The 14824-nt window shown below is 32.7% G+C and carries 10 protein-coding genes and 1 tRNA gene; 2 read left to right on the plus strand and 9 right to left on the minus strand.

All coding sequences use genetic code 11. The features are described from left to right. Positions 1–3: 3 nt before the first annotated feature. From clpX to GOY13_RS02385, 4 genes are all read right to left on the minus strand, one after another. On the minus strand, positions 4–1278 hold the full coding sequence (gene clpX / locus GOY13_RS02370) for an ATP-dependent Clp protease ATP-binding subunit ClpX (RefSeq protein WP_175814220.1): 1275 nt from the start codon (positions 1276–1278) through the stop codon (positions 4–6). An 11-nt stretch (positions 1279–1289) separates the two neighbouring features. After that, positions 1290–1889, minus strand: coding sequence for an ATP-dependent Clp endopeptidase proteolytic subunit ClpP (gene clpP / locus GOY13_RS02375; protein ID WP_175814221.1), 600 nt, complete (start codon positions 1887–1889; stop codon positions 1290–1292). A gap of 9 nt (positions 1890–1898) precedes the next feature. Next, entirely contained in the window at positions 1899–3239 is a 1341-nt protein-coding gene (tig, locus tag GOY13_RS02380; RefSeq protein ID WP_175814222.1) for a trigger factor, read from the minus strand. A gap of 146 nt (positions 3240–3385) precedes the next feature. Next, a tRNA-Leu gene (locus GOY13_RS02385) sits at positions 3386–3469 on the minus strand. A 247-nt stretch (positions 3470–3716) separates the two neighbouring features. Here GOY13_RS02385 and GOY13_RS02390 point away from each other — a divergent pair. Beyond that, positions 3717–4310 carry a BON domain-containing protein gene (locus tag GOY13_RS02390; protein WP_175814223.1) on the plus strand — a complete coding sequence of 198 codons (594 nt, stop codon included), beginning with the start codon at positions 3717–3719 and terminating at the stop codon, positions 4308–4310. A 53-nt stretch (positions 4311–4363) separates the two neighbouring features. Further along, complete coding sequence (gene gshB / locus GOY13_RS02395; RefSeq protein ID WP_175814224.1) at positions 4364–5287, plus strand: glutathione synthase; 924 nt, start codon at positions 4364–4366, stop codon at positions 5285–5287. Positions 5288–5298: 11 nt separating this feature from the next. On the opposite strand, the gene GOY13_RS02400 is transcribed toward gshB, so the two are convergent. From GOY13_RS02400 to GOY13_RS02420, 5 genes are all read right to left on the minus strand, one after another. Next, complete coding sequence (locus tag GOY13_RS02400; protein ID WP_175814225.1) at positions 5299–6324, minus strand: UDP-N-acetylglucosamine--N-acetylmuramyl-(pentapeptide) pyrophosphoryl-undecaprenol N-acetylglucosamine transferase; 1026 nt, start codon at positions 6322–6324, stop codon at positions 5299–5301. 359 nt (positions 6325–6683) lie between these two features. Then, positions 6684–8069, minus strand: a complete 1386-nt coding sequence (gene lpdA, locus GOY13_RS02405) for a dihydrolipoyl dehydrogenase (protein ID WP_175814226.1) — start codon at positions 8067–8069, stop codon at positions 6684–6686. 355 nt (positions 8070–8424) lie between these two features. Continuing rightward, positions 8425–9804 carry a PleD family two-component system response regulator gene (locus GOY13_RS02410; protein WP_175814227.1) on the minus strand — a complete coding sequence of 460 codons (1380 nt, stop codon included), beginning with the start codon at positions 9802–9804 and terminating at the stop codon, positions 8425–8427. After that, positions 9776–10084, minus strand: coding sequence for a Sec-independent protein translocase subunit TatB (tatB, locus tag GOY13_RS02415; RefSeq protein ID WP_175814228.1), 309 nt, complete (start codon positions 10082–10084; stop codon positions 9776–9778). Before tatB ends, GOY13_RS02410 begins: the two co-directional genes overlap by 29 nt. A gap of 5 nt (positions 10085–10089) precedes the next feature. Then, on the minus strand, positions 10090–14823 hold the full coding sequence (locus GOY13_RS02420) for an NAD-glutamate dehydrogenase (protein WP_175814229.1): 4734 nt from the start codon (positions 14821–14823) through the stop codon (positions 10090–10092). Between the last annotated feature and the right edge of the window lies 1 nt (position 14824).

Genomic DNA, 14824 nt, shown 5'->3' on the forward strand with positions numbered 1-14824 from the left:
AAATTAATCATTAACTGTTATAACAGTACCTTTCTCACTGCGATTAATCACTACTTTTCCCAGTTCTACCATTTCCTTAGTGACAACTATTGTACTACCTTCAAGACCTCCATTTCCAGCTGTATACATAACATCTAGCAAAAGTGACTCTAAAATAGCACGTAACATTCTTGCACCTGTTTTATAACTCATAGCTTTTTCAGCAATAGCTGATATCGCTTCATCTGTAAACTCAAGGTTCACCTTGCTGAACGCAAGCAATGCCTTATATTGTTTTATTAGTGCGTTTCTTGGCTCTATTAATACATGCACTAGATCCTCATGATCTAACTCATCTAAAACAGCAGTTACCTGAACTCGACCTACAAACTCTGGTATTAAACCAAATTTGATTAAATCTTCGGGCTGAACATCATGTAAAACATTCTTTTTTCTTTGCTCTCTAGACTGACTTATGTCAGCTCCAAAGCCAACTGATGTTCCTCTTTTTCTTGCTTCAATGATCTTATCTAGACCCTCAAAAGCTCCCCCGCAGATAAATAATATATTATTAGTATCTACTTGTATAAGTTCTTGTTGTGGATGTTTACGTCCACCATGCGGTGGCACATAAGCAACCGTGCCCTCCATAATTTTAAGAAGTGCCTGCTGCACCCCTTCACCAGAAACATCTCGCGTTATTGAAGTGCTCTCAGACTTTCTAGTGATCTTATCTATTTCATCTATAAACACTATACCACGCTGTGCTTTTGCAACATCATAATTTGCAGCTTGCAATAAACGTGACAACACGCTTTCCACATCATCACCTACATAACCTGCTTCTGTTAAAGTTGTCGCATCAGCCATAGCAAATGGCACATCTGAAACTTTAGCAAGTGTTTTAGCTAGCAAGGTTTTACCAGAACCAGTAGGACCAATAAGCATTACATTAGACTTTTCAATCTCAACTTCACTTATAGAGTGAATCTGCGCCATAGATTGACAATGGTTATACATAGCCACAGATAAAACATGTTGCGCATGTTCTTGACCCACAACATGTTTGCTGAGAAAATTCTTTATGTCTTCAGGCTTTTTTAATAATAACTTCACATCTGATATATAATCTGAGTTAAAAGGTCCACTTTTCTTTTGATTTATTGCCCTATGGGATAACTCTATACATTCATTGCAAATAAACACTTTTAACCCATCTGAAGAATTAGTTATTAATTTATCCACTTCATTTTGGGCTTTATTGCAGAAAGAACAACGGTGTCCATCATTGTTATTCATTAATTCACCTTCTACTTAACCTTAACATCTTCACGCTCAGCCATTACTCTATCAACCAAGCCGATTTTCTTAGCTTCTTCAGAGTCCATGAACTTATCCCTCTCCATCATTTTTTCAATCTTCTTCAGTGAATTTCCCGTATGTTTCTCATAGATCTGATTTAGCTTTTTCTTAACTCGCAAAATTTCATTAGCATGTATCTCTATATCAGTTGCCTGACCTTGATAACCGCCAGATGGCTGATGTATCATGATTCTTGAATGAGGTAAAGAATAACGTTTACCTTTTGTTCCAGCTGCAAGTAGTAAAGAACCCATGGATGCAGCTTGTCCTATACATAGAGTTGAAACATCTGGCTTTATATATTGCATTGTATCATAGATAGAAAGACCAGCAGTTACAATACCACCTGGTGAATTTATATACATATAAATATCCTTATCAGGATTCTCTGATTCAAGAAATAAAAGCTGTGCTACTACTACACTAGCCATGCTATCTTCAATAGGACCAGTCACGAAAATTATTCTTTCCTTTACTAACCTCGAATATATATCATAAGCACGTTCACCACGACTAGTTTGCTCAATTACAATTGGTATAAGAGTCATCTCTTCTCGCTAAATATCATCAAATAACTTCTTTAACTCCTTCACAGAGACAATTTGCTCTTTCTTATTAACTTTCTTTAGTATATAATCTGTAACTTTATGCTCAAGAGCTTGTCCCTCAACTAACTTTTGAAACTGCTTACTTGACTTAAAATACCTCACTACCTTATCAAATGGCATATTTTTTTTGACATACTGGTTTATAACACTTAAAATGTCATCTTGAGTTAATGATATTTTATTTTCTGTACTAAATTTTATAAATAATACTGCAAGTTTCACACGCCTTTCAGCTTCTTTATAAGAGTTACCTTTATAATTTAATTCCATTGCTACTCTTTGCTGTTCCTGTTTTACTATGTCCATAGGTAAATCAAAATTATAACTAGTATCCAAGTAATCAAACAGTTCCTTCTTAATCAATAGACCTCCCATTTCTTCACACTGATCACCGACTATTTTTTTAGCATAATTTCTTAGCAATGAATAATCTTCAAATCCCATTTTTTTAGCTATTTCATCATCACTTCTAAAACCTTGTACAACTTGAATATCATTAACTAGAACAGAAAAATCAGCTTCCTGTCCTGCAAGTGAAATTGCTTGGTAATCTTCAGGAAATTTCAACTTAAAGCTCTTTGCCTCTCCTTTTTTCATACCAATTAATTGATCATCGAAACCATTAATAAATGTCCCAGAGCCTAAAGTAACTTTAAAATTTTTATTACTTCCACCTCGAAAAAGCTTATTTCTAATCCGACCTTTAAAATCAATCGTTAGTTTATCTCCACTTTTTGCTTGATAAGAAGCATCATCAACAGAGATGAAATCAGGAAATTTTATTCTTATAGATTCAATAAAATCTTTTATATCTTCCTCTTCGATTTTTGTTTCTATCTTCTTCAAGTTTATTTTGCCAAGATCTATTACTGGGACTTCTGACATTAACTCGAAAGATAGCCTATATACAAAATTACCTTCTTCATACTTTTTACTCAGATTTGGTAATGATACAATATCGATTTTGGGACAAACATGAGATTTAACCCCAATTTTTTTCATTAAATCGACAGAGCAATAGTCAATCATATTATTTACTACATACTCCAAAGCCTCGCTTTTATAATTCGTAACGACAAGACTATATGGCATCTTTCCAGATCGGAATCCAGGCAATTTTGCATTTTTCGCTATTTCTTGTAACCTAGAACCTATCTTCTGCTTTATATAATCACTACTAACTGAAATTTCATACCTGTGCTCAAGCTTATCCACACCAAGTTCTTTATATGTATATATACTACTTGACCCACCTATTTTAACAATGCTTTGAGGTATATCACCAGACATTATAATTCATTATAAGTATTCTAATACGTATCTTAATAAAGTTATTTTACCAGAATTTAAGCTAAATACAATCATTAAGAACAGTTTTTTAACAAACAAAGTGTATTCGTGACTAAAGATTTTTCTATGAACTTAAGCTATATTAGTACGGATAGGGGGACTCGAACCCCCATGAACAAGAGCTCACCAGGACCTAAACCTGGCACGTTTACCAATTCCGTCATATCCGTAAATTTTTAGGATTAGAAAATGAACTACCACTGTTACTTAAATAATAGAAATCAACTTAGTTAGAGTGAAGCAATTAATTTAACACTAGTACCACACTTATTAACCTGCTTAAGCAAGCCTAGATTGTCATTATAAGTATTACATTGAAATACTCAAGACCTAAAGCTGCACTATTTACAGTATTTACACAATCAAAAAAGCTTATTAATATCTTTTAACGAAAGCCCTAAACCCTGGAAATCAATAATGAAACTAATAGTAAATTTTTTACTTGCAGCTTTTTTGATAACCCAGAGCGGGTGTACAACTCTTATAATAAGTGGTGTAGTTGCTACAACAGCAACAGCAGTAGCAATGCAAGATAGATCATTGGGGAATATTGTTGACGATACAACTATGATAATAAGAATCAATAAAAGTCTCTTAAAACACGGATTATTCCCATCCATAAAAGTCAAAGTAAGCGAAGGGAGAGTATTACTCATTGGAAATGTTGACACACCAGAAAAACAACTCACAGCAGAAAAAATAGCTTGGCAGGAAAAAGAAGTTAAAGAGGTAATAAACGAAATAAGGGTAATACCAATTCAAACAATTTCCATGCTAGACTCTATTATAGATAGTATGATAACAGCAGAAATAAGAACAAGGCTTTTAGGGAAAAGGAATATCAAATCAATTAATTACAGCATTAATACAGCTGATGGAGCTGTCTATTTGATGGGTATAGCTCAAAATAAAGCAGAACTAAAAGCTGTAATAGCAATCGCAAGAAAAGTTAAGGGAGTAAAGCAAGTTGTAAGTTATGTACGTCATAGACATAGCAAGTTACGACGATAATAGAAATTTAGTTCTAAAACAGTAATTTTGTTTTAAATGTGGATATAATATAAATGAGAGTTGCTTTTCAAATGGATGAAAACATAAATTTTGAAACTGATACTACATTTGTGTTAATAAAAGAAGCCCAAAGAAGGAAGCACGAGATTTTTATCTATTTTCCTAACAATTTAGCACTAAAATCAAATCAACCAATTGCTCTTGCCCAGAAAGTTAACACTGATGATCATGGCTTTATTTCTAAAATAGATACAACAATTAACTTGAATGAAGTAGAAATTATATTTATTAGACAAGATCCACCTTTTAATATGCGTTACATTACAACTACCTATATCTTAGAAAAGACTAGTGCCTTAGTAATAAACAATCCAACAGAGATAAGAAATTGTCCTGAAAAATTAGCTACTTCATTATTTCCAGAGCTAACTTTACCTACTTTAATTACTGAAAATATATCGATGATTATGGATTTTTATCATGACCATGATAGAAGTATTATCCTGAAGCCATTGTATAGCTATGGAGGAAATGACGTAATAAGAGTAAGGGATGGAAGCAACATTCAAGTAGTAGCAGAACTATTAATTTCAAAGTATGAATGTCCTATAGTTGCACAAGCATTTTGCAAAAATATAGATAAAGACAAAAGGACATTATTACTAGATGGTCAACCAGTCGGAGCAATGAAACGAGTTCCAAGAGTTAGTGAAGAAATCAGAACAAATCTTCGGCTCGGAGCAAGTTTTGTGCCTATTGAAATGAGTAACAGAGATAACGAAATTTGTAGTAAAATTGGTCCTGAACTAAAAAAAAGAGGGCTAATATTTGTAGGCATAGATATCATAGACAATTTTCTCATTGAAATCAACACAACCTCACCTACAGGTGTATCTCACATTAATAAGCTATACAATACATCATTAGAAAAAAAACTATGGGATACCTTTGAAGAAAGGGTAGCTAGTCGTACTTGATGGTCAAACTTTTAGACTATTATCTTAATAAATTCATCAATTCCACTTTTTATCATCGTTTTTTTAGTATTATTAGCCATATCACCCAATTTTTGGGGATTTTCTAATAAGTCAATCAGTGACTTTTTAAGGTTTCTTTTCGTTTCATTATTTTGCTCAACTATTACAGCTGCCCCAAAACTCTCAATGTGTTTTGCGTTGTAAAATTGATGACCATCTTTTGAGTGAGGATAAGGAATATATATGGCAGGACGCTCAGCAAGAGTTATTTCTGCTATTGAGGTTGCACCTGCTCTGCTAATTACTAAATGAGCATTTGACAACCTACTTTCTATATCATCAAAAAACTCACTCAATTCACTACTGAACTTTTCACTTTTATACAGATTTCTAACATTATCGATATTTTTTCTTCTGCATTGCTGTGTTATTCTAAGCTTTTCTTTTATTTTAATAGGAAGATCACAGATTACATCACTTACTACATCATCAAAAAAACCTGAACCCTGACTAGCTGCTATTATCAATACATTCAAATTCCCTTTAGGGAGAATGCAAGAATAGCTCTTTGCCTTCATATAAATAAAACTTCCAGCAAAAATACATTTATCACTTTCTACGTATTTAGTTTCCGGGAAGCTAATTGCAATCAACTTTGCGCTGTTGAGAAAAAATCTATTTGCTCTACCCAAAACTGCATTTTGTTCATGTAAAATTATTGGTATAGAAAGAATTCTTGCTGCAAGAAGAGTTGGAAAAGAAGCATAACCACCAAAACCAACAACTAGCCTTGGCTTCAATTTTTTCATTTGATATGTTGTTAATATAAAGCTGTATATTAACAAAAGAAAAAATTTAAACTTATTGTTGCTTGGTTTACATAATGGAATAGTATAGCTATTTACACCAATATTTTTACTTACTTCACCATTAGTGAATAGTATACAACTATACCCTTTAGATTTTATCGCTTTTGCTAATGTTATAGCTGGGAAAATATGCCCACCTGTTCCTCCTGTTGCTAAGATAATAGTCATGTATAATAACTTGATACTAGATTGTTGATTATTATTTAATAATTTGCATTCAAAATTTTATGAACCCTCTAGCTTAGAGTCAAGAGCATCTTACAATAACGTAAAAACTTAACAAGAAAAATAATCTTTAAGATAAACATGAATGAGATGAAGTAGATCCACAGAATTATCAAAAACTTAATGAAATCTTCAATCCTAGTCAGATCTATCTGAGTAAGAGAAACGAAATAAAATGGGAAGCTCAAAAAGTCTTAATCCAAAAAAGCTTGATTGAAAGTAGCAGTTGAAAATTGAAGAAAAGTGGTAAGAGCACAACACTAGTACTCAAAAGTTAGCTGGGAACAATGAGAAACGTTAGCTCAATTATTTAACGATTCATTATCTGCAGCAAGTACTGAGTCATATATCATCTCTGAAATAGTTGGGTGAGGGAAGACTGTAGACTTTATATCAATATCCGTTGCCTCTATCTGCTTTGCAAGAACAAAATTGCTAATTAACTCTGTTACTTCCGCTCCTAAGAGGTGAGCACCAAGAAGTTCGCCTGTTTTTTTATCTATCACCGTTTTCACTAACCCTTCAGTCTCACCAAGAGCAATAGACTTGCCATTAAAATTGGAATGAAATTTTCCTATTTTCACATCATATCCATTTTTGACTGCTTGTTCTTCAGTCAGACCAACACTAGCTATTTGCGGGTGAGAGTAAGTGCAATTCGGTATGCACTCTCTCTTCAAGAGATGAACGTTTTTACCAGCAATCTTTTCGATACAAATCACAGCTTCATGGCTTGCTTTATGTGCTAAACATGGCGGACCAGCTACATCACCTATTGCATATATATTTGGTTCACACGTTTCATAACATTCATTTGTTTTAATAAAGCCAGAAGAACTTAATTTAATTTTTGTATTTTCCAAACCTATATTTCTAGTATTTGCTTGAATGCCAATTGCAACAATCACTCTATCAAATTCTTTATCTTCACCACTACTTAGTTGCACTTTAACATAGCCTTTACTCTTAGTTATAGTCCTTACACTACTATTCGTATATATCTTTATCCCCTGTCTTATGAATACTTTTTGTGCTAAACTTGAAATATCCTTATCTTCCAAAGGCAAAATAGTGTCTCTTATCTCTATAATTGAAACATTAACTCCTAAGGTATTATAAAAGCTTGCAAATTCTATTCCAATTGCGCCGGATCCTATGATTAATAATGATTCTGGTAATTTATCTGGAGATATAGCATGCTGTGCACTCCATATTAAGTCCCCATCTATTTCTATTCCAGGCAAAGTTCGTGCTCTTACACCTGTTGCTAAGACAATATGCTTAGAAGAAATTTCTTGCTCTTCCTCTCCACTAGAAACTTTTATAGTGAGATTACCTGCAAGTTTACCAAAACCACGATAAACTTTGATATTCTTTTTCCTTATTAAGGAAGCAACACTATTTGACAATTTATCAACAATACTTTCTGAATGTTTCACTATTGATTGTATGTCAAAACTCACATCTTCTACTTTTATGCCAAACTCTTTCGATCTTTTTATGAGTTTATATACTTCAGACACCCTAAGTAGAGATTTTGTAGGTATACACCCATAATTTAAGCATATCCCACCTAACTTCTTTTCTTTTTCAACAATTGCAGTTTTAAAACCAAGCTGTACTGCTCTGATTGCTGCTATGTAGCCTCCAGGTCCAGCACCTATGACTGCAATATCATATTCATTCATTACTTTTATATTTAAAAGATTATATATAACAGATGGAATTTATGTAATCAATGACATCAATTCTTACTATACAAGTAGATATATAGGCATTCAGATTTCTTCAGCCACAAAAATATAGATTAAAAACCACTTAATGAGTTTTATTAACTTCTTTATTAGGACAACAATAGAAAATTGATTTGATTATAAAAAAATCCTAAAAAGTTAGACTGTATCCTTAACACTAGAATAGCAGGAAGAAGAGGTACTAAAGTGATAGAACGGGCTGCTCAGTGACATTGGTATTAGCAGACTAAAACTGCAATAGTGACACTACCTATAGCCCATGCTGCTCTAGTCATAGTTAATTTAGTAATTAATCAGTAATCACTCTATTTCTGCCACTATTTTTTGCTTTGTATAAATGGCTATCAGCACGTGTTATAAATTTTTTAACATTATCAAAGTCAGATTTCTGCATTTCTGTAACTCCAATACTCACAGTTACATTATGAGTTATATTTTCATCTAAAAGCAGAAAAGGTTTTGTAGCAATAGCTTTACGTATCTCCTCTGCAATAACATATGCATCCGATACATCAGCACCAGGCATTACAACAACAAATTCCTCACCACCAAACCTAGCTAAAAAATCTGCTATTCTAATGTTTTTAGAAATTCTTTTCTGTATTTGTTTCAAAAGCTCATCACCAGCACTATGCCCAAAATCGTCATTCACTGCCTTAAAATAGTCTATATCAAGCATCATAAGAGATAGTCTTTTGCCATTCTCTAAAGAGCTCTTAACAATGTTCTTTAAGAGAGTATCAAAATATCTTCTGTTATAGCAGTTAGTTAGTGGGTCCTTTACAGACATTTCTACATTATTGAATAAACTCATTCTCAAATCATCTTGGTACCTCTTGCGCTTTACTTGTAAGTCAACTCTTGCTATTAGCTCATTTTCATCCAATGGTATTGTTAAGTAATCATTAGCACCAACATCCAAGGCTTTCACTAAATTGTTTTTATTATAATGCTTGGAAAAAATCATAATAGGTGTATAACGAGTTTTCACCTTACTACGAAACTCAGAGCATAAACGTAGACCATCAGTTTCTGAGAACTGCATGTCTGAAATAATTAGATCGTAATTATCTTCAATACCAACCTTCAATGCTTCAGTTGGGTTATTTGATACTTTAATCAATCTAAAGCGTTGTTTAAGTACATTATACACATGCCCCACCTGAAAAGTATCCTCATCTACAATAAGTATGCTAGCGTCAAAAATTTGATTAGAATAACCAATAATATTGGTCCTAGCTATCTCACCAATCCCAGCATTGACCTTCTCTCCTAAAAAACGCAATTCATCTATTATCATCTTTAATCGTGTAAGAGACTTAATTCTTGCAGACAGTGCGGTTTCGTCTACTGGCTTAGTCAAAAAATCATCTGCACCTGCGTTAATACCTTGCACTTTATCATAAGCATCATGTAGCGTAGTCACAATAATTATTGGAATATGAGTTGTTAAAGGATCACTTTTTAGACTCTTACAAACCTCAAAGCCATTTATTCCAGGTATCTGGATATCAAGTAATATAATATCAGGCTGTTGTTTCTCTACTAAGTCTATAACTTCCTTACCATCATGAGCTACAATAACTACATAGTACTCTGCCTTTAGTCTAGCTTCTAAAAACTTAACATTAGACAGTACATCATCCACTACCAGTATCTTTGCTGTCATTATCTTTAGGTATATTATCAGGTATATTATCTATATTATAACTAGGATAAAATTTACCATCCTTACCGACTATATAACTTACCTTCTCAACATCACGCTCTTTACATAAGTCCTCAACCCCAGTATTTTTTAATAAATCTCTGGTTTTTGACTTTATAACTATAAGATACCTATATATATCAACAATAAAATTAATAAATGCAGGTATTTGCTTTTTATCAAAAGCAATTATACTCACTAGAGCTATAGCTAGAATTTCTGGGAGACCTATACTAAACATTTTTCTTATGAGGCAAGTACTTCAATTCTTTTAATTATAAATATTAATTTACTTAAATCAAGTTTAGAAGCAACCATCTCATTTAAGAAGCTATTATAACGCTCTATATAATCTACATCATTGCAAGCCCAAGTTTGAACTTTATTTTTACAATTATCATTAGACTTTATAATCTTGACAGTCAGCTTATAATGATAATTGCTTAAATCATCTAACAAATCGTTAATTAAGCTACGGTTCCAATAAGAAGCATGATCCTTCATCTCAATGGCAATTGTTCTAATTAGATCAAACCTTAATAGTGATTTTAACTCAAAATATATTTTTCCAGTACTAAGAACAGATAAATGTGTCTGCTCAGAAATAGATACAATGTCCAATGCATAGGCCAAAACACATAAGTCAGTGACTTTTTTTGCTAAGTCCCTATCTATATTAAGTTTTACTAAAGAAGCAGACTTGTGATAATGAATCTTTAATAAATGTTCATCTAGAATATCAGTCAAGTTTTGTCCTAAAGTTTCAATTGCCTTCTTAAATCTTGTAATATCACTTAAATCTATAAAGCTAAGTTTGCCTAGGTTTTTTACTAACCAAAATGATACTCTACCAGTAAACTTTTGGACGCTTCTTACTACCTGTAAGTAAGAATGCACATCAATCTTCCCATCTAATTCATCAATTTCTCGCCATAAATTATTTAAACTATATAAGTGAGTAACAACAATATACAAATTAACTGCTTCATATATCTTAATTCCAGTTTTTTCAACTAGGTTATTAATAAATATACATCCCATCCTATTTACCACATCATTTGCAATGCAAGTGGAGATAATTTCTCTACGTAGTCTATGTTTCAATATAAAATTTCTAAACTCTGTTACCATTTTGTATGGAAAGTAATTTAGCAAGTAGTCTCTACATAAAGAGCCCCTTTCAGGTAAGTCAGAGTGTATAACTTCATTTTTTATTGCTGTTCTAACATAAGACATTAGAACAGCAAGTTGAGGAGAGCTAAAACCATCCACTTCAGTCAACATGCTTGCTATCTCCTCATCAGATGGAAGAAATTCCACATTTCTATCCAACAACCCAGATTTTTCCAAACTGAGCAATAACCTATGGTGTTGTTCTAACCTTTTTTTGGCATGTAAGCACTCAAGAAGCAACGCTTTTGTTTCAATTTTATTATGGTCTTCAAGAACTTTAGATGCAACTTCATCTACCATGCTAGCCAATATCTCATTCCTCTTCTTCAAAGAAAGACTGCCTTCTTTCATAGCTGAAACGAATGCAATTTTAATATTAACTTCAAGATCAGAACATATTACTCCTGCTGAGTTATCAATAAAATCTGCGTTGATATATCCACCTTTTTTAGCATACTCTACCCTTCCAAGTTGCGTGCAACCAAGATTGCCGCCTTCTATGAACATAGAAGCTCTAACGTCTCTACCATTCACCCTTAATTCATCGTTTACTTTATCATTAACTACATCATGACTCTCACTTTTTGCTTTAACAAATGTGCCAATTCCTCCATTCCATATCAAATCTACTCTTGCTTTTAATAAATATTGTATTAAGCTACCTGGCGATAATATATCTTCTGTTATGTCAAAGCATTTTTTCATTTCTTGAGAAACTCTTATTTGTTTACTGCTACGATCAAATACTCCTCCTCCTTGAGAAATTAAATCCTTGTTATAATCTGCCCAAGTTGAAAATGGTAACTCAAAAAGACGCTTACGTTCCGCAAAACTACTCACTAGATCAGGGTTTGGGTCAATGAAAATGTGTATATGATTAAATGCACCAATCAAATGTATACTACTTGAAAGGAGCATGCCATTCCCAAATAGATCACCAGACATATCCCCAACTCCAATAACAGACACACCCTGACGAATGTTTTTATTCATCTTCCAAAAATGCCTTTGTGCTGAAATCCATGCACCTCTAGCTGTAATGCCCATCTTTTTATGATCATAACCATCTGACCCACCGGATGCGAATGCATCACCAAGCCAAAAATTATATTCAGATGCTATTTGGTTAGCATAATCAGAAAATGAAGCAGTGCCTTTATCTGCAGCAACCACCAAATATGGATCGTCTTCATCATATCTAATAACATTTTTAGGTGGGATTATTTCACCATCAACTATATTATCAGTAATATCAAGCATTCCCCTGATAAAACTCCTATAGCACTCAATACCTTTATCCCTTAAAATGCTTTTATCTTTATAGGCCTTCTTTATTACAAACCCACCTTTTGCACCAACTGGAACAATAACTGCATTTTTAGTCATCTGAGTTTTTACAAGACCTAAAACTTCAGTACGCAAGTCCTCTGTTCTATCTGACCATCTTAACCCACCACGTGCTAATTTCCCTCCTCTTAAATGGATCCCCTCAAAAAGGGTTGAATAAACATATAACTCACGATATGGGCGTGGATTGGGTAAATTATTTATTTTGCTTGAGTCAAACTTTATAGACAAGTAAGATTTATCATCTTGATAATAACTTGTTCTCAAAATAGACATTATCAAGTTAAATATGGAACGTAAAACATAATCATGTGAAATATTACTGACACCTTTTAAAAGGTCCTCAATTCTTTCTCTGAAGATGTTAGTAGTTTCTACTCTATCAATATCTATATTAGGATCAAACCTCACATGAAATAGCTGTATCAAATACTTTACTACCTTTGGATACTCTGAAACCACTCTTTGGATGTAACCTGGGTTGTAGTTAAATGATATTTGCTTTAGGTAAGCGCCTAGCACTCTAATCAGAAGTACTTCTTTCCACTCTAGTCCAGCAATAATGATTAAGCTGTTAAAATAGTCGTTTTTAATTTCCCCACTAAACACTTTTGCAAGCGTCATCTCAAACTGTTCTTTTAGAGTGATATTGTTTATCAACTCATCAACCTTTGACAACACAAAATGATGTATCCATATACCACCATTAATCTCTATATAATAACTATTATGAGATAGAATCTTCGCCCCTAAATTTTTAGTAATTTCTAATATTTTCGATAATTCAAGCCCTCCATTGCTTGGGGTATAAACCTTTAATTGATAATTAAGATTATCTCCAGTAAGCTTCAGATCAACTTCACTCACTCCTTTTCTTCTTACTATCTCCAACTTTTTCATATCATAGTATGCACTATGAGGCTCAAAGCTTTCTTGATAACTTATTGGAAATGCTTTACAGTAACGAATGAATATATCCTCAACAGTACTGAAAGTGCTATATAGATTATCCATAAAACGATCTTCCCACTTCTCTGTAATGTTCCTTAAAATACTTTCGACACGAAAAACTTTGTCATCAAGAACATTAGTACTTTCAGTCTTTAGAACTACATGCAGTTTCATTAAATCATATTCATTGATAATATGATTATTGCAAATATCTGAACTATCTGCATTCATCTCATTTTTTAATATGTCACGTATTTTAAACATTAACTTAGCACTAGCATAACGCATCGGTATTAGCATTATACAACTAATAAAATTACCTATCCTCTTTAAGAAGAGCTTAACCCTTGGCCTAATCGCAAGAGACATGATCGAAGTACAAATTTTAAATAACTCATCTTCATTTGATTGAAATAATTCATCACAAGAAAATGTTTGTAAAATAGAGACTAAAGCCTTATTATTATGGCTACCAGGTACAAATCCTGTTTTCCTTTCTATTATTTTAACTTTATTTTTTACTATTGGAATAGTACGAATATCCTGAACTTCTGCTACAGAAGTGAATAACCCAAAAAAATGCCGCTCCTTTACTAGATTACCTTGATTATTGAATTCTTTTACCCCTATACAATTCATATATGCACGACGATGAACTATCGAGATCAGATCAGACCTTATTATGTACAAGTTTAAACTCTCAGAAAAAATCAAAGAACTCCGATATTCCTTACCTGCTCTCATTAAACCAAGATTTTTTTCGTCACTCAAAATGAGTTTTCCATCTTCATCAGAAATACATTCTTGATAACCTAAAAATACAAAATTATTATTTTGTAACCAATTTAAAAAATCTATAACCTCATCAGGAGTGTATGAAGATTTACCATGGATTTCAACACCTACTGCTTGAGTGATAGAATAAAGTTTACCTCTCACCTCATCCAGCTCTTGTAGCATTAGGCGCCAATCCCTTACAACACAATTAACTGCTTTCAGTGTCTTTTGTAAAGATTCTCTTAAAGTATTAACAAAATTATCACTTATTCCCTTAATAATTACATATATTACTGACTCCTTTACAGCATTATCTTCTTCTAAACCGTAAATCCCATCAATCAGATCATTTTTCCTTTTTATATTGATTATACTATTACTGTAATAGTATATAGTCAAATTATGTGATCTAATAGTAGCAACGATTGAGTCAACCAAAAAAGGCATATCATCATTCATTATCTTAACTACATTAAAATTACCTTTTATACCTGGTATATCACTTACATTACTTACCTTTAATTTGCTTTTCCCTCTTTCCTTCTTAAAAAGGAAGTTGTATGCATCCCTTGCAATATACAGAAAGAACTCATTGTTGACTTTTAAATCACTATTATAAACAAAACTATAGAAATATTTTATAAACTCTTTTATTTTTCCTCTTTCCTCTTGGTTTTCCTGACTAAGGAGATTGAATAAAGATTCAGTGTCAACATTATTATCTACACACATT

The sequence above is a fragment of the Wolbachia endosymbiont of Cruorifilaria tuberocauda genome (assembly GCF_013365475.1).
Taxonomy (GTDB): Bacteria; Pseudomonadota; Alphaproteobacteria; order Rickettsiales; family Anaplasmataceae; genus Wolbachia.